The following is a 16684-nucleotide window of genomic DNA, read 5'->3' on the forward strand; positions in this document are numbered from 1 at the left end:
CCCTACGCAGCCTGATTCGCAGCCGGCTGCCGCGCGGCCGCTTTTTGCCCGGCATGCTTGCTGCGCCGAGTTGCACGCAGCACCAGCAGCACTACTGGCAGGATCAGGACACCCTTGATCAGTTCCGGGTCCAGCGGGAGATGCACCGCATGCAGCGCCTTGAGCCCCGTACCCGCCAGCGACAGCACGTAGTAGGAAATGGCCGCGACCGACAGGCCTTCGACCGCGTGCTGCAGCCGCAGCTGGCTGCGCGCGGTCTGGTCCATGCCTTCGAGCAGGCGCGTGGTGTCCTGCTCCTGCGCGAGGTTGACGCGCGTGCGCAGCAGGTCGAGCGCGCGCGCCACGCGGCCGGCAAACTGCTCGTGCCGCGCCCAGACCGACCTGCACGTCTCCATGGCAGGCGCGAAGCGGCGCTCCATGAATTCGGCGATGGTCGGTATGCCTTCGATGCGCTCTTCACGCAATTCCTGGATGCGCGCCAGCACCAGCTTCTCGTAGGCGCGCGACGCGCTGAAGCGGTTGCCGGATTCCGCCAGTGCCTCGATGCGGACCGCCAGGTGCGTCAGCCGCTCCAGCAACTCGGCATCGTGGCGGCCGCCCTGGCTGGTGTCCATGCTGCGCATCAGCGGCGCGAGCGAGCGCTGCAGGTTGTCCACGCTGCGGCCCAGGTCACGCGCCACCGGCAAGGCCAGCAGCGCCATCATCCGGTAGGTCTCGATTTCATACAACCGCTGCAGCAGCCGTCCGCCTTGGACTTCGCGGAAGCCGTTGTCGATGACCAGGAAGCGCGAAAAGCCGTCGGGCGGGATGGTCCAGTCGCAGAACACCTCACCGCCGCCCAGAACGTGGCTGCCCGCCAGGATGGGGCCGTCGATCCATTGCCTCACGTTGTCGCGGGCATGGGCTGCGGCCTCGCCCGAGACCAGTTCCATGCGCAGCGCCACCAGGCGTTTGCCGGCGAAGCTGTCGAACCAGTCGGCCGGGATATGGGAGGTGGCCAGGTCGGAGAAGTAGTCCGCGTCACCACGCCGCGCCACGAACGTGAAGGTGGAGAACTCGGTGTGCCGCTCCCACTTCAGCTGCTTGTCATCGCCCCATCGTCCTGAATAGTGGGTCACGCCGTCGGCCGGGTCTTCCAGCCCGGTCAGCCGGCACAAGGAGGCCAGCAAGGCATGGTGGACCGCGGTATCGCCGTCCGCATAGATGGCGAAGTGCGTCAGCGAGGCGGAGCCGCCAATGCGCAGGAAGGGGCGGGCATGCAGTTCGCGCGCAAGGCTGTCGCGCAAGGGGTGGTCCATGATCGGCTGTGGCATAGGTCGTCAACGTTTCTGGCCAGTATGCCCGAGGGCCCTTGATTAAGAAAAACGCGTAAAATTGATCTGTTGCTTCAGTTTTTCTGATACCAATGAAAGCGCTTGACCTCGATGTGCTGGCCATGATGGTGGCGGTTGCCGATACGGGCAGCATTTCCCGTGCGGCGGAACTCGTGCATCGGTCGCAGTCGGCAGTCAGCATGCAGATCAAGGCGCTAGAGCGGGCTTTGGGCAAGCCACTGTTCGTGCGCAAGCCGAGAAACGTAGTGCTGACCCCGGAAGGCGAAGTCCTGCTGGGCTTTGCGCGCCGCATGCTGGCCTTGCGTGACGAGGCCTGGGCGGCCGTGGTCCGCCCCGACGTGACCGGGCGTGTGGTGCTCGGCATGCCGGACGACTATGCCTCATCCCTGCTGCCCACGATCCTGAAGAAATTCTCCGCGACTTACCCCAAGGTCGAGATCCAGGTCATTGGCTTGCCGAGCGTGGCCCTGGCGCCCATGGTCAAGGACGGATCGGTCGACTTGGTCTGTGCAACGAGAGTGAAGGGGCTGTCCGGGGAGTTCATCCGGCTGGAACCGATGGTGTGGGCCGCCTCGCCGGCGGCGCACGAGATCTGGAACGAGCGGCCGCTGCCCATTGCCGTGTTCCAGTCGGGCAGCGTCGCCCGCGACATTGCGATCCGCAGCCTGGAGCAGGCCAGGATCGCTTATCGCATGTCCTATGAAAGTCCCAGCCTGCTCGGCCTGCTCAGCATGGTCGAAGCGGGACTGGCGGTGGCGCCGCTCGCGCGATGTGCTGTCCCGGCGCATTTCACCATCCTTGGCCAGGCCCAGGGGCTGCCAGAGTTGGCCGGGCTGGAGCTGGTGCTGGCGCGCAGCGCAAAGTCGAAGCGGCCGCCTTGTGACTTCCTTGCCGAACAGATCCTGGCGGAGCTGCAGCGCTGACAAGCGTAGAGTGGTGCTCGACATCGTGCAGCGGCGGCCTAGGGGCGACTGAAGCAATGCGCGAATCGCGATACCAGGGTAGCGGCTATTTTGCGTGCAGGATGACGGTCCCCTCCGAAATCGCCGGCGGGCTGGCGCTGGTGCCGGCGGCATTCGCAGCGATCCAGTCCTTTGCCTTCTGGACGCTCTCGTCCACGCCCGCCTTGTCATTGCAGGTCGTGACCGAGAAGCCGCCAGTACTATTCCGGCTGAATCCCCGCCTTCTTGACCACATTTCCCCACTTCGCCAGGTCAGACTTGATCAGCGCCGCGTAAGCCTGCGGCGTGCCGCCCTGGGCCTCGATCCCGGCCGCTTCCAGCTTGGCGCGCACCTCGGGCAGCTTCAACACCGCATTGATCTCGGTGTTGAGCCTGGCAACGATCTCCTTCGGCGTCCCCGCGGGCGCCAGGAAGCCCCCATTGGTGTTGGCGTCATATCCCTTGAGTCCTTGTTCTTCGGCAGTCGGCACATTGGGCAGGGCCTTGGAGCGCTTTCGGGTCGATACCGCGACGGCGCGCACGTTACCAACCTTGAGCTGCTCCTGTATGGCGCTGAGGGAGTCGATGTAGAGGACGGTGCGGCCGGCCAGCAGGTCGGGGTGGGCGGCGGATGATCCCTTGTAGGGGACCAGCAGCATGGGCGCACCGCTGACCATGCGGAACATTTCGGCGGCCATTTCCTGGGCGCTACCGCGGCCGGAGGTGGCGACCTTGGCCTCGCCGGGATTGGCCTTCATCCAGCTGACCAGTTCGGGCATCGTTTTGACCGGGAGTTTCGGGTAGACCGCGAACACCAGGGGGATTTCGTGGGTGTAGACGATGGGCTCGAAGCTCTTTTCCGGATCCCAGCCGAGGTTCTTGAAGAGGAATTTGTTGATGTTGTGGCTGCCGCCTACGATGCCGATCGTATAGCCGTCGGGTTTGGCGTTGGCCAGTATCGCGGTGCCCAGGTTGTTGGACGCGCCCGGACGGTTGTCGACAATAAAGGGCTGCTCAAGCTTGATTGAGAGCTTTTCTCCCACCACGCGGGCAATCAGGTCGATGCCGCCCCCGGGCGGCGCCGGGACGATGATGGTGACGGGTCGGGTCGGGTAGTTCTGTGCCGACGCCAGGCCGGGTGCCAGTAGCAAGGCGGCCGGGACGGCCAGGAATTTGATCCGCTTGGTAAATTGCATCGTTGTCTCCGTTTGCATTTGGTCAACTTGTGTCGACTCTGATGACACACCCACGATTGCCAGGGAGGCCGGGGCGCGGTAGCGGCTGTCAGCCGCGCCCGACGAACGGCATGGCGCTCGCCATGACGGTCATGGTCAGCACGTTGGCATCCAGCGGTAGCGAGGCCATGTGCCGCACGGCGTTGGCGACATGGCTGGCATCCATCATGGGTTCTGGCGCGATCGTGCCGTTGGCCTGCGGCACGCCCCGCGTCATCCGTTCGGACAGTTCGGTCAGCGCGTTGCCGATGTCGATCTGGCTGGCCACGATATTGAAGGCGCGGCCGTCCAGCGCCAGCGCCTTGGTCAGGCCAGTGACCGCGTGCTTGCTGGCGGTGTAGGGCGCCGTGAAGGGGCGTGGAGTGTGCGCGGAGATCGAGCCGTTGTTGATGATGCGGCCGCCCTGCGGCGACTGGCGGCGCATGAGCCCGAAGGCCGCACGCGCGCAGAGGAAGACGCCGGTGACGTTGGTGTTGATGACGCTGAACCATTTGTCGAGCGGCAGCTCGTCCATCGGCACGGCAGGGGCATTGACGCCGGCGTTGTTGAACAGCAAGTCCAGTCGGCCAAACTCGCGCTCGATGGTGTCGAACAAGGCTTGCACGCTGCAGGGGTCGGTGACGTCGGCGGGCACGGCCACCGCAGTCTGGCCGCGCGCGGCAGCCTCGGCTGCCAGGGATTGCAGGGGATCGGTGCGGCGGCCGGCCAGCACCACCGTCCAGCCGTCATTGAGCAAGGCAATCGCGGTGACGCGGCCAACGCCGCTGCCGGCTCCGGTGACGAGGGCGATCTTGCGGGAAGCGGTCAAGCGAGGTCTCCTAAAGTAGTGTGAGGTCGCGGAACTCGGCCGTGCATTCAGGTGGTCAGGCTCATGGTCGGACGCTCGCCGGCCAGGGCCTGGGCGACGCTGTCGAGCACCATGTGCGCCATGGCGGTACGGGTTTCCCAGGTCGCGCTGGCGCGGTGGGCCTGCAGCGTCGTGCGGTCGGACTGGCGCAGCGTCAACGGCACGCGCGGCTCGTCGACGAACACGTCGAGTCCAGCGCCCGCGATGCGGCCGGCGGCCACGGCCTCGGCCAGGTCAGATTCGTTGACCAGCCGGCCACGCGCCACGTTGACGAGATAGCCGCGCGGGCCCAGCGCGTCCAGCACCGCGGCATCGACGATGCCTTCGGCCTTGTCGGCCGCCGCGCACAGCACCAGCGCATCGCTGTCGCGCGCCAGGTCCTGCAGGTACGGCACGAACGCATGCGGCACGTCATCCATGCGGCGCAGGTCGGTATAGCGGATGGGGCAGCCAAAGGCTGCCGCCCGCGTCGCGACCGCGCGGCCGACGCGCCCCATGCCGACGATGCCGAGGCGCATGCCACTGAAGCGCCGGGCCAGCGGGATGGCGTTGGGCTGGGGGTGCAGTTCCCACTGGCCCGCGCGCACAAAGCGGTCGCCGGCGCAGAGGTTGCGGCAGGCTGCGATCAGCAAGCCGATGGCCAGGTCAGCCACGTCTTCGGTCAGCGCCCCCAGTGTCGCCGTGACGGGCAGGCCACGGCCACGGCAGTAGGCCAGGTCCACCGCGTCGGTGCCGACGCCATTGACGGCCACCACCTTCAGTGCGGGCAGCTGTTCCAGCATCGCCCGCGAGATCCCGGTGTGTCCGCCGGTAATGACGGCCTCGATGGCAGCACCATGTTGCCGCAGCCAGGCCGCCTGGTCTGCGATCTCGAAGTACTTGTGCACCTCATAAAGTGCGGCGAGCTTGTCGTTGACCGCCGGGATCAGGATGGGATTGAGTTGCAGGATCTGGGGCTTCATATCCGTGGCAGGAAGGGCGCGTTGAACTTGACTGCATAGTAAGTAATAGTTGATTGACAAGGCAATATTGATCTATAAAATCAATATAAAATCTTGCAACAAGTCATCATGGGATCCTGGATATCGATGGACGAGGCCTGCAGCCGCCTTGGCGTGCGCCCGCAGACGATCTACGCTTACGTCAGCCGAGGCAAGCTGGAAGTCATTTCCGATCCGGCCGACACGCGCCGCAGCCTCTACCGCGCCGAAGATGTCGCCACCCTCGCCAAACGCAAGCAGGCCGGGCGCAAGCACGAGACCGTGGCGACCAATACGCTGTTTGGCGCGGAACCCAGCATCCCGACCGCTCTCTCCACGTTCGTGCGCGAGCGCTTGTACTACCGCGGACAAGACGCGGTGACCCTGGCCGGCTCGGCCAGCCTGGAGGAGGTGGCGCAATTGCTGTGGGACGCCGAGCAAGCCGTCGACTTTTCATGCTCGGCACGCATCGGCAAGCCGCCCGGGCGCGTGGCGGCGTTCACGGGCCTGGCTACACTGGCCGCCACCGGACACTCCACGCACGGGCGCATGACACGCGTCCTGCACCAGGAATGCCAAAGCCTGGTGGGCCAACTGGCCAATGCCTTTGGTGCGCACGCGGGGCAACAACCCTTGCACCTGCGTCTTGCGCAAGGGTGGAAACAATCCCTGCAGGTGGCAGAGCTGCTGCGGACCGCCATGGTGCTACTGGTCGACCACGAACTGACGAGCTCGGCCTTTGCCGCGCGCATCGCGGCGTCCACTGGCGCATCCTTGCCGGCCTGCCTGCTGTCCGGCCTGACCACGCTGTCCGGGCCCTTGCATGGCGATGCCTCGGGCCGCGTCAAGGCGCTGTTCAACGAAGTGGAACGGCAAGGCGAGGATCAGGTGATCGCCCACCATCTGTCCACCGGATTGCCCCTGGCAGGCTTCGGACATCACCTCTATCCCGATGGCGATCCTCGCGCGGCAGCCCTGTTGGCCCTGTTCGACCCACCGGAAGTCATTCGGCGCTTTATCGAGAAGGCAACCAAACTGACCGGCTTGCAGCCCAATATGGACGTGGCCCTGGCGGCCCTCGTCACACACTATGGGCTGCCGGACGATGCCGCGTTCGGGATGTTTGCCACGGCACGCAGCATTGGACTGCTGGCCCACAGCCTGGAGCAGTTGGGCGTGGGGCAGGTGATACGTCCGCGGGGGCGCTATGTCGGGACGATGCCTGAAAAGGTTGGCGAGCGTTGAATCACAGGTAGCGGCCGGGCCTGATTGGCAGATCAATTCAGGCCGGTAATGTAGTTGGCGAGATTCCTGATGTCGTCATCACTTAGGTTGCGCGACACGCTGGTCATGCTCCCCGCGTCATTGGTACGCCGCCTGGCGCGGAAATCCTCCAGCTGCTTGACGATATACGCGTACTGCTGCCCGGCTACCCGCGGTATTTCGTTCTGCCCGGCAAATCCTCCGAGGTGGCACATCGTGCACAGCACTTCTTCGGACTTGCTGCGCCCGGCGGCGACCCGCGCTGCGTCGACCTTGTAGGTCGACGCTGTCGGCGTCTGCGCGGCAAAGTAGTCGGACAGGTCCTGCATGTCCTCTTTTGACAAAGGCGTGGCCATTGGCGACATGGCAGGGTCGCTGCGCCGTCCTTCCTTGAAGTCACGCAACTGCAGGTAGAGGTAGCGCGCGGTCTGTCCCGCCAGATGCGGATAGGCAGGATTGGTGGAATTGCCCTGCGGACCATGGCAGGCAACGCAGACCTGCGCCTTGGCCTGCCCGGCGGCCGCTTCGGCACGGGTATTGCCGCTTGCGGCCAACAGTGCCAGCAGTGCAGTCACCATGGCGGGCACCGCGGCGCGCCGCGCCGCGGGAAGGCGGCGGCGCGGACGGAGCGGGATAGTCGGCATTCCGGGATCGCTTTCGGCGAACCTATTGCACCGCAAAGACAAAGATGCTGTTGCCACGCTTGAAGTCGAGCTGGGTGTTGCCGCCGGCCGCGACGGCAATGTACTGCTTGCCGCCGACGGTATAGGACACTGGCGGCGAATTCACGCCGGCCCCGCACTGGAACTGCCACAGCATCTTGCCGTTGGCCGCATCGAATGCCTTGAACAGACCGTTGCCTTCGCCAGTGAAGACGAGGCCGCCGGCCGTTGCCAGCACGCCGCCGATCAGCGGCTGCTCGGTCTTGTAATCCCACGCCACCTTGCCGCTATCGATATTGACCGCCGAGAGCTTGCCCCACTGCTGCTCGCTCGGGATGACCTTGAAGGCGCCGCCCAGCCACAGCTTGCCGCCTGGATAGGGGACATCTTCGACCTGGTAGGTCATTGGCTGATGCAGGTTGGCGGCATAGGCAAGCCGCATCTTGGGGTTGAACGCCATCGGCGACCATTCCACTCCCCCGTTGGCGCCCGGCAGCATGCGCGCACCTTGCGGGGTGGGCAGGGTCCACATGTTCTCCTGCGGGATCATTGCCTGCGAGAAGCGGATCAGTCGGCCGTCGCGGCGGTCGTGCACATAGACGTGCCCGGTCTTGCCGCCGTGGATGACGCCCGGGATCATCTGGCCTTTTTCATCGCGCACGTCGACGAGGATCGGCGGACTGGCTGCATCCAGGTCCCACACGTCATGGGCGATATATTGCGAGTGCCACTTGTAGGCGCCGGTGTTCAGGTCGACCGCGACCAGGGAATCGGTGTACAGGTTGTCTCCGGGACGGATCGCGCCGTACAGGTCGGGCGACGGATTGCCCACCACGAAGATCGCCAGCTTGTTGGCGCGGTCGACCGCCGGGGCCATCCACACGCCACCACCAAGCGTCTTGTAGAAGTCGCCGCCCTTGTCGGCCAGCATCTTCTTCTCGGCGGCGATGTCGCGCTTCATGTCGCGCCCGGTGGCGTCCTTGGTGGCCCACACCCCTTCATGGCCCTTCTCGGGGATGGTGTGGAAGGTCCACAGCAGCTTGCCGTCGGTCGTGCTGAACGCCTTGACGAAGCCGCGGATGCCGTATTCGCCGCCATTGGTGCCGATCAGGACCTTGTCGTCGACGACCACCGGCGCCATGGTCTCGGAGTAGCCGAGTTCCGGGTCAGCGATCTGGGTTTCCCACAGCAGCTTGCCGGTCCTGGCATCAAGCGCGACCAGCTTGGCATCGAGCGTGCCCATGTAGAGGCGATCGCCGCTGATTGCCACGCCACGGTTGTTAGGCCCGCAGCAGAACGTGGTGACCGGTCCCATCTTGTGCTTGTAGTGCCAGAACTCCTTCCCCGTCACCGCGTCGATGGCATAGACGTGGTTGTAGGAAGTCGTCAGGAACATGACGCCGTTTACGACGATCGGCGCAGTCTCCATCGACTCCATCACTGCCGTCTGGAAGATGAAGGCGGGGCGCAGCCTGGCGACGTTCTTCGTGTTGATCTGCGCCGCTGGATGGTAGCGCATCTGCACGTACGACCCGTTGGAGTGCAGCCAGTCGTTGCCGTTGGTGCCTGCAGCATCCAACTGTGCCTGGGTGACCGGGCGCAGCGCACTGGACATAGGCGCGCCTGGCGTGGTCGCGCTGCCCTGGATATCCTCGGCGGCGAGCGCGGCGGATGCATGGAAGGCGAGGAACAGCAAGGGGAGGGTGTGCCGGGAGAGGCGAGAGAATGAGAGCATGGGGCGCTCCTTATTCGATTCTTGTCGACCTGGCCGCTTGGGTGAGCGACACGCACAAGCCGATGCGTATCGTGGCGAGGCAAAGCAGGCCCTGCCGCGCGTCGAAGCGGCCCCGAGGTGAAGTGCAGTATAGGCAAGAACCCAAGCAAAACAACAAGCACATGCAGCGCGGCTTTCTGCACTGCAAGGACATCGTTGAACCGATGCATCGCAGCATGAAAAGGCCGCTTGAATTTGTGCTTCCTGCGCACCAGACTTAGCGGGCGGGTAAGCAGAAGACACCGGGAATTGCCTTGCGTTGCGGTACCTGTCTTGCGCAATGCATCGCGCCGGTTGTCATCGGAGGAGCCAGATATGAATCGTGATCTGCGAAGGATTTCAATGGTGTGCGTGTGCGCGCTTGGCCTGCTTGCAGCTCGGGCACTTGCCGATGACGACATCAGCCTGAACGCGCGGTTGCTGGCTTCGGCGCGCGCCGGGGACGAGGCCGGGGTGCTCGGCGCGCTGAAGCAGGGCGCCGCGCCGGACTCGCGCAGCCGCATCGGCGACACGCCATTGCTGACGGCATCAAAGCGCGGCCTGACCGGCATGGCGCGTGTGCTGGTGGAACACGGCGCTAACGTCAGCCTGCCGAACGTGCAAGGCGTGACGCCGCTGATGGCGGCTGCGTTTGGTGGCTACCAGGAGATCACCGCGATGCTGCTGGCGCGTCATGCCGAGCTGAACGCCACCGACCGCGTCAGCAAGACCGCCATGATCTACGCAGCGGGAGAGGGCCGCACGGCGGTGGTGAGGCAGTTGCTCGATGCCGGCGTCGATATCAACGCGCGCTACGCACATGGCCTGACGGCACTGATGTGGGCGGCCGGCTATGACATGAGTGACGTGGTCCAGTTGCTGCTCTCGCGTGGCGCAAATGCCTCGTTGCGGGATGATCGCGGGCTGACTGCGCGCGAGATTGCCGAGCAGGCTGGTGCGAAGAACGTGGCCGCCGCGCTGGCGGGCAGCCAGACCGCAGCGGCACCGGCGAAGTAGCGCCGCTGCGCTTACGGCGAATCGATCGAACCCACGCTCTTGGGATAGGTCACGATGCCCCAGCTCAGCGGCAGCCCGTCGAACTGGCGCACCGGCTCGTAGGTGCGTGCGTCGATGACATAGACCGCATTGGAGCGCCCGCAGGCCACCAGCAGCCGCGCATCGTCCGGCGTGAAGCTGAAATGCCAGCAGCGCTTGCCTATCGCGATGTCGGCCAGCGACGCGAAGGTCTGCGCATCGAACACCTGCAGCGTGTCGGCGCGCGAGGCGGCGACGAACAGGCGCTCACCGGCGCGATCGAACGCCACCCCGTAGGGACCCGTGCGCGTCGGCACGGTGCGCAGCACGCGGAAGTTCGTGGCGTCGAGCACGACGAAGGCATTGGCTGATTCCAGCGTCACCACATAGCGGTTGCCGTCCGGGCTTGCCTTGATGCCGCGCGGGCGCGAACCGGCGGGCATTGGCAGCAGCTTTACTTGCCTGCCGCTGGCGTTCTCATAGACCGTGACGGTGTCGTCGCCTTCATTGGTGACCAGCATCAGCTTGCCGTCGCGCGAGAACTCAATACCTTCGGTTTCCAGCCCGCTGCGGATCCTACGGTTTACGCGCCAGTCCTTGAGGTCGATCACGGCGATTTCCGCCGGCAGGGGCTTGTCGTCATCGCTTTTACCCTTCGCGGATGGGGGCGGCGCGGCCCCGGGCGGGCCGGAGCGCTCGCCCGGTTCGTAGGTGACGAAGGCCTGGTTCCCGGCCACGCGCACGAACTCCGGGTTCTGTCCGATCGGCACGCGGCGAACCAGCTGCCCCGTGGCAAGGTCAATTACCGACAGGTCGCCCGTGCCCTTGTTGGCCGCCAGCAGGTATTTGCCATCCGTGGTCACAGCCAGTCCGCGCGGCCCCTTGCCCCCGGCCGGGAGGCTGGGCATGACTTCGAGCCGGTCCAGGTCGATGACGGCGATGCCGCCGCCTTCGGTCGACACATAGGCCTGCGCTGCGTCGGCGGCGACCGGGCACACCAGCGCCAGGAGGCCAGCGGCCAGCATGTGTCGCGTACGGGATGGAAGGTGCGAAGGCATGACGTTCTCCTCGTTGCCCGGATGCATGGCGGCCCGCTCAGGGCCCGCCCCATTCATAACGCACGCCGACCAAGAACAGCCGGGGCGCGCCCGGTGCCACAAAGCGCTCGACGGGTACGGCCGCGCCGGGCAACAGCAGCGTGCCGCCCGGGAACAGGTTGTAGCCCGCCTGTCCGTAAGTCTCGTAGCGGCGGTCGAACAGGTTGTCGATGCGCCCATAGAGTTGCCAGCGCGGCGAGAACTGCCAGCTGGCGCGCAGGTTCAGTAGCAGGTAGCCAGCGGTGCGGGCAAGGCCGGGGTTCTGCGCGCTGAGCGCGCCATCCTCGTTACCCGCGACTGGACGCGATGACGATACGATCACGTCGCCGCCCACGCTGATGGTGGCAGTCGCGCGCCAGTCTGCGCCGAGCTTGAAGCTGTGCAGCGGGATTCCTGCCATGCGCGTGCCCGGATGCACCGCCACCGGCGCAGCGAAGGGGGTCTGCAACTGGCCGTCCGCCTGGTAGGTCGCTTGCGTGTAGCCGTAGCCGGCGCGCAGCGTCAGCCGGCCCAGCCGCTGCCGCAAGCCCAGCTCAAGGCCCTGGTTGCGGGTCTTCGGGAAGTTCGAGAAATAGCCCAGCGGACTGAACGGCGAGCGCTGAAAGATGATGTCGTCGGTGTTGTTGCTGCGGTATAGCGCCAGGGTCAGTTCAGTGGTGTCAGCCGGCTGCCAGCGTCCGCCCAGCTCCAAGGTGCGCGTGACCACCTGGCGCAGGGGGGGATCGGCCTGCAGGCCGGTAGGAAGCTGGCAGGCATTTGCAGGGTCCGCGCAACCCAGCTCGATCGCCGTGGGCATGCGTGTGCCCTGCGAAGCGGAGCCGAAGATCGTCAGGCTGTCGAGCAGCGCGTGCGATGCGCCCACCGACGGGTTGAGCCGTGTGAACGTGAAGCGTTCGTCCGATGGCGTGGGCGCGCCCAGCACTGTATGCCGTCGCCCTTCGTTCCAGCGGGCGGCCAGCGTCAGGAAGGTCTGGGGAAGCAGTCGGATGGTGTCGGTAGCGTACAGCCCCACCGTGCCGTCGTGGCCGTCCAGCAAAGCATTGGTGACCACTGGCGCATTGGGATCGCCAAGCGCCCTGCGCGCTGCGTCGAAGCTGGCCAACTGCGTCGTTTGCGCGTAGCGCGACTGGTTCAGGTCCAGCGCGGCACCCAGTGCGAAACGGTGCGTCTCGCCATCGTGCGACCACTGCGCAGACACGCCATAGCTGGTCTCGCTCACGGTGGAGGCGTTGAGCACGGCATTGGCGGGCGCCTCGTCCGCTTCGCAGCCTGCGGCGCCGGGGGTGCCCTGGCAGTCGCGCAGGGTGTCCAGGTAGTCGTCGTGGATATCGCCGCTGTTGGTGCGCGAGCGCGTGCGGCGCACATAAGCCGTTAGCAGTAGCTGGTCCTGCGCATTGAACTGGTGCGCACCATTGAGCGTCAGCTGCAGCGATTTCGCGCGCGTGACATCGGGCGCGGTGTAGATGGCGCTTCGGTCGGCGCGGTAGATGCTATCCGGCGTCAGGCCGTTGCCCGACAGCCGGCTGTTGCTGCCGAGCAGGCTGAGGCTCCATTGGGTGGCGCTGGTCGAGCGGCCCAGCTTGAAGAAGAGGTTGCCCAGATCGCTGTCGGAGCTGTCGCGCCAGCCATCCTCACGCCAGCCGGTGCCGCCAAAGTAGGCGTGCCAGCCGTCGCCCAGCGACTTGCCCGTGCTGACATCGAGCCGCGCTCGGCCATGGCTGCCGATGCTTAGGTCGGCCTCCACGCCCTGGTGCGTTTCGCCCGACTTGGTGACCAGCGCAAGCGCGCCGCCCAGCGTATTGAGCCCGTACAGCGGGTTGCTGCCCGGCACCAGCGTTACCGTGCTGATGGCGGCCTCCGGCATGCCGGCCCAGTTGATGACGTCGCCCAGGGCCGCGTTCTGGCGCACGCCGTCCAGGTATAGCGACAGCCCTTGTGCCGAACCCAGCGTCGGCGAGAGCCGGTAGCCGCGATACAGGATGTCCTGCGCGAACGGATTGCCCTGCGCGTCATTGACCACGATGCCGGTCATGTTCTCCGCCAGGAAGGACGGGAGGTTGACGGACTTCGCGCGTTCCAGGTCGCCATCGGTGGCGGTCTGGACGTTGGCGGGAAAAGCCTGGCGCTCGATGGTGAAGCCGGGCAACGGCGTCGGGGCGACCACAGTGACCTCCTTCAGGTTGTGGACCTGGTCCGCCAGCCTGCCCGCGTCAGGCTGGCTGGCCTGCTGCGCCGCGACAGGCGCGGCCGCCACCAGCGCAATGGCGACCATGCCTGGCGCATGCCGGGGCGGGCGGGTGCGGCGGCGGGCGCAGGCCATGAGGTTCCCCTCTCGTGCAGCATCGCGTGGGCAGCTGTGGCTGTGATGGAGACTTCCTAGAGTGGCGCAAATGCTACCTAATCTAGTCCAGCGCGCAGGCGGTGCCAAGGATTGCCCGGCAGGTCGTTTTTTCGCCTAGAGTTTTTTGGGCGGCCAGTGTGCAGGAGGAGATCTTGCGTACTGGCCGCAGGGCCAGGCAATCCTCGCAGGAGCGCGCGATGCAAGATCCGGCAGTTGTCATCGATCCTGAACGCCGCCGCATGCTGTTGCGGGTGGGCGCACTGGCCATCCTGGCGCTGAGCCTTCCGCCGCTGGGCGCCTGCGCTCAGGGAGCGGGCGCCGCGGGTCACGCGGGGCCGGCGCGCATCGGCGTAATCGGATCGGGGCGCATCGGCGGGACGGTCGGAGGGCTCTGGGTCAAGGCAGGGCACCCGGTCCTGTTCTCGTCGCGTCATCCTGAATCGCTCAAGCCGCTGGTCGACGGCCTCGGCCCGCTGGCTCGGGCGGGCACGGTCGCGGAGGCCATCGCCTTTGCCGACGTGCTGTTCCTCGCCACCCCCTACGGCGCGTTGCCGCAACTCAGCCAGGAGAATGCCGGGGCATGGTCAGGCAAGATCGTGCTGGATGCCACCAATGCCATTCCCCAGCGCGACGGCGCGATTGCCGAAGAAGCCCAGCGCAACGGCATTGGCATCACCACGGCGAAATACCTGCGCGGCGCACGTGTGGTGCGGGCGTTTAATTTCATGGGGGCGACCAACTTCGCCAGTGAACATCACCGGCCCGGCGGCCTGATTGCCGTGCCGATTGCCGGTGACGACCAGGTGGCGCTGCAGGTGGCGGCACAACTGGTTCGCGATGCGGGTTTCGAGCCGGTGATGGTGGGACCGCTGGCCAGCGCGGACAGGTTCGCGCCGGGCGGGCCGCTGTTCCGGCAGATTGGCACCGCCGAGGAATTTCGCAGGAAGATGAGCGGGAATTAGGGGCTAGTCCCGGTGCTCGCCGATGTGTTCACCTTTCGGGTCGCAGGGGAGGGCACTTAAGTGGCAAAAGAGGCGCTTTCAGGTTTTCCTCAAAAACGCTTGCAAGGCAGGCATCCAGGCATTAAGATTCGCCCCCTCGTTCGCAAGGCACCGCGCAACGGGGGTGGGAAAAGACTTGCAAGGATTAACTCGGTTCGAAAGAGCGAGCCTTCCAGAATAAAAGAATTTCTCGAAAATGATTGATTAATCGCAGAAAGTTCTTTATAGTCTCGTTTCTCCGCTGCAAACAAAACGCAGCGACGCAAACGGCAAAGCCGGATGCGGTGCCCGAAAGGGCGGGTTCTTTAACAACCAAACAACCGATAAGTGTGGGCGCTTGATAACGGATGCGGAAGACTTCGGTCTTTTAGCTTTACAAGTTATACAGTGCTCGCACAGCAAAACGTGACTGGGTCTTCGGATCTGGTCAGTCAGTTTTCTGAGAGTGAGCGACCGCTCGAAAGAGCGAGGACCCGCGAGGGTCCACACAGAGATTGAACTGAAGAGTTTGATCCTGGCTCAGATTGAACGCTGGCGGCATGCCTTACACATGCAAGTCGAACGGCAGCACGGGCTTCGGCCTGGTGGCGAGTGGCGAACGGGTGAGTAATACATCGGAACGTGCCCTGTAGTGGGGGATAACTAGTCGAAAGATTAGCTAATACCGCATACGACCTGAGGGTGAAAGCGGGGGACCGTAAGGCCTCGCGCTACAGGAGCGGCCGATGTCTGATTAGCTAGTTGGTGGGGTAAAAGCCTACCAAGGCGACGATCAGTAGCTGGTCTGAGAGGACGATCAGCCACACTGGGACTGAGACACGGCCCAGACTCCTACGGGAGGCAGCAGTGGGGAATTTTGGACAATGGGGGCAACCCTGATCCAGCAATGCCGCGTGTGTGAAGAAGGCCTTCGGGTTGTAAAGCACTTTTGTCCGGAAAGAAATGGCTCTGGTTAATACCCGGGGTCGATGACGGTACCGGAAGAATAAGCACCGGCTAACTACGTGCCAGCAGCCGCGGTAATACGTAGGGTGCGAGCGTTAATCGGAATTACTGGGCGTAAAGCGTGCGCAGGCGGTTTTGTAAGACAGGCGTGAAATCCCCGAGCTCAACTTGGGAATGGCGCTTGTGACTGCAAGGCTAGAGTATGTCAGAGGGGGGTAGAATTCCACGTGTAGCAGTGAAATGCGTAGAGATGTGGAGGAATACCGATGGCGAAGGCAGCCCCCTGGGACGTCACTGACGCTCATGCACGAAAGCGTGGGGAGCAAACAGGATTAGATACCCTGGTAGTCCACGCCCTAAACGATGTCAACTAGTTGTTGGGGATTCATTTCTTCAGTAACGTAGCTAACGCGTGAAGTTGACCGCCTGGGGAGTACGGTCGCAAGATTAAAACTCAAAGGAATTGACGGGGACCCGCACAAGCGGTGGATGATGTGGATTAATTCGATGCAACGCGAAAAACCTTACCTACCCTTGACATGCCACTAACGAAGCAGAGATGCATTAGGTGCCCGAAAGGGAAAGTGGACACAGGTGCTGCATGGCTGTCGTCAGCTCGTGTCGTGAGATGTTGGGTTAAGTCCCGCAACGAGCGCAACCCTTGTCTCTAGTTGCTACGAAAGGGCACTCTAGAGAGACTGCCGGTGACAAACCGGAGGAAGGTGGGGATGACGTCAAGTCCTCATGGCCCTTATGGGTAGGGCTTCACACGTCATACAATGGTGCGTACAGAGGGTTGCCAACCCGCGAGGGGGAGCTAATCCCAGAAAACGCATCGTAGTCCGGATCGTAGTCTGCAACTCGACTACGTGAAGCTGGAATCGCTAGTAATCGCGGATCAGCATGCCGCGGTGAATACGTTCCCGGGTCTTGTACACACCGCCCGTCACACCATGGGAGTGGGTTTTGCCAGAAGTAGTTAGCCTAACCGCAAGGAGGGCGATTACCACGGCAGGGTTCATGACTGGGGTGAAGTCGTAACAAGGTAGCCGTATCGGAAGGTGCGGCTGGATCACCTCCTTTCAGAGCGTGCATCCCAAGTCGAGCGTTCACACTTATCGGTTTGTTTGTGGTTAAGGCCAGGTGGCCAAATGAAAGTGCTTCGCGAGAGCGTTTTCATTTGGCATTGCCAAGCGATCTAACGATCGGCTGTTCTTTAAAAATATGGGATGTAGTAAAGGTGTCGCGAA

Annotated in this window: 12 protein-coding genes and 1 rRNA gene; 5 read left to right on the forward strand and 8 right to left on the reverse strand. The window is 64.3% G+C overall.

What is annotated here, in order from left to right:
- Positions 1 to 2: 2 nt before the first annotated feature.
- A complete protein-coding gene (locus KB879_RS08515) occupies positions 3 to 1298 on the reverse strand; it encodes a DUF3422 family protein (protein WP_228772494.1) in 1296 nt (431 codons plus the stop codon).
- 107 nt (positions 1299 to 1405) lie between these two features.
- Here KB879_RS08515 and KB879_RS08520 point away from each other — a divergent pair, with 107 nt between their 5' ends.
- Positions 1406 to 2257: a LysR family transcriptional regulator gene (locus KB879_RS08520; protein ID WP_013956661.1), complete on the forward strand. Its 852-nt coding sequence runs from the start codon at positions 1406 to 1408 to the stop codon at positions 2255 to 2257.
- Between the two features lie 239 nt (positions 2258 to 2496).
- Here the strand turns inward: KB879_RS08520 and KB879_RS08525 are convergent, their stop codons facing one another.
- The 3 genes from KB879_RS08525 to KB879_RS08535 all read right to left on the reverse strand — a co-directional run bounded on the left by KB879_RS08525 (position 2497) and on the right by KB879_RS08535 (position 5319).
- The gene (locus KB879_RS08525; protein WP_013956662.1) at positions 2497 to 3471 is read right to left on the reverse strand and encodes a tripartite tricarboxylate transporter substrate binding protein; all 975 of its coding nucleotides are present in this window, start codon (positions 3469 to 3471) and stop codon (positions 2497 to 2499) included.
- A gap of 88 nt (positions 3472 to 3559) precedes the next feature.
- Complete coding sequence (locus tag KB879_RS08530; protein ID WP_211981007.1) at positions 3560 to 4318, reverse strand: SDR family oxidoreductase; 759 nt, start codon at positions 4316 to 4318, stop codon at positions 3560 to 3562.
- A 47-nt stretch (positions 4319 to 4365) separates the two neighbouring features.
- Positions 4366 to 5319 (reverse strand): 2-hydroxyacid dehydrogenase, encoded by a 954-nt coding sequence (locus KB879_RS08535; protein WP_013956664.1) that lies wholly within the window; start codon positions 5317 to 5319, stop codon positions 4366 to 4368.
- Positions 5320 to 5427: 108 nt separating this feature from the next.
- Here KB879_RS08535 and KB879_RS08540 point away from each other — a divergent pair, with 108 nt between their 5' ends.
- Complete coding sequence (locus tag KB879_RS08540; protein ID WP_153954783.1) at positions 5428 to 6582, forward strand: citrate synthase family protein; 1155 nt, start codon at positions 5428 to 5430, stop codon at positions 6580 to 6582.
- 32 nt (positions 6583 to 6614) lie between these two features.
- Here the strand turns inward: KB879_RS08540 and KB879_RS08545 are convergent, their stop codons facing one another.
- Positions 6615 to 7178: a cytochrome c gene (locus tag KB879_RS08545; protein WP_228772493.1), complete on the reverse strand. Its 564-nt coding sequence runs from the start codon at positions 7176 to 7178 to the stop codon at positions 6615 to 6617.
- A gap of 88 nt (positions 7179 to 7266) precedes the next feature.
- Positions 7267 to 8997, reverse strand: a complete 1731-nt coding sequence (locus KB879_RS08550) for a PQQ-binding-like beta-propeller repeat protein (RefSeq protein ID WP_013956667.1) — start codon at positions 8995 to 8997, stop codon at positions 7267 to 7269.
- 354 nt (positions 8998 to 9351) lie between these two features.
- Here KB879_RS08550 and KB879_RS08555 point away from each other — a divergent pair, with 354 nt between their 5' ends.
- The gene (locus KB879_RS08555) at positions 9352 to 10032 is read left to right on the forward strand and encodes an ankyrin repeat domain-containing protein (RefSeq protein WP_153954781.1); all 681 of its coding nucleotides are present in this window, start codon (positions 9352 to 9354) and stop codon (positions 10030 to 10032) included.
- A gap of 11 nt (positions 10033 to 10043) precedes the next feature.
- Here the strand turns inward: KB879_RS08555 and KB879_RS08560 are convergent, their stop codons facing one another.
- Positions 10044 to 11108: a beta-propeller fold lactonase family protein gene (locus KB879_RS08560; RefSeq protein WP_013956670.1), complete on the reverse strand. Its 1065-nt coding sequence runs from the start codon at positions 11106 to 11108 to the stop codon at positions 10044 to 10046.
- Between the two features lie 37 nt (positions 11109 to 11145).
- Entirely contained in the window at positions 11146 to 13467 is a 2322-nt protein-coding gene (locus KB879_RS08565; RefSeq protein ID WP_153954779.1) for a TonB-dependent receptor, read from the reverse strand.
- A 218-nt stretch (positions 13468 to 13685) separates the two neighbouring features.
- Here KB879_RS08565 and KB879_RS08570 point away from each other — a divergent pair, with 218 nt between their 5' ends.
- Both KB879_RS08570 and KB879_RS08575 read left to right on the forward strand, forming a co-directional pair.
- Positions 13686 to 14450, forward strand: a complete 765-nt coding sequence (locus KB879_RS08570) for an NADPH-dependent F420 reductase (RefSeq protein ID WP_153954778.1) — start codon at positions 13686 to 13688, stop codon at positions 14448 to 14450.
- Positions 14451 to 14985: 535 nt separating this feature from the next.
- Positions 14986 to 16517 (forward strand): 16S ribosomal RNA (locus tag KB879_RS08575).
- The last annotated feature ends 167 nt before the right edge of the window (positions 16518 to 16684 follow it).

The sequence above is a fragment of the Cupriavidus sp. KK10 genome (assembly GCF_018223725.1).
Taxonomy (GTDB): domain Bacteria; phylum Pseudomonadota; class Gammaproteobacteria; order Burkholderiales; family Burkholderiaceae; genus Cupriavidus; species Cupriavidus necator.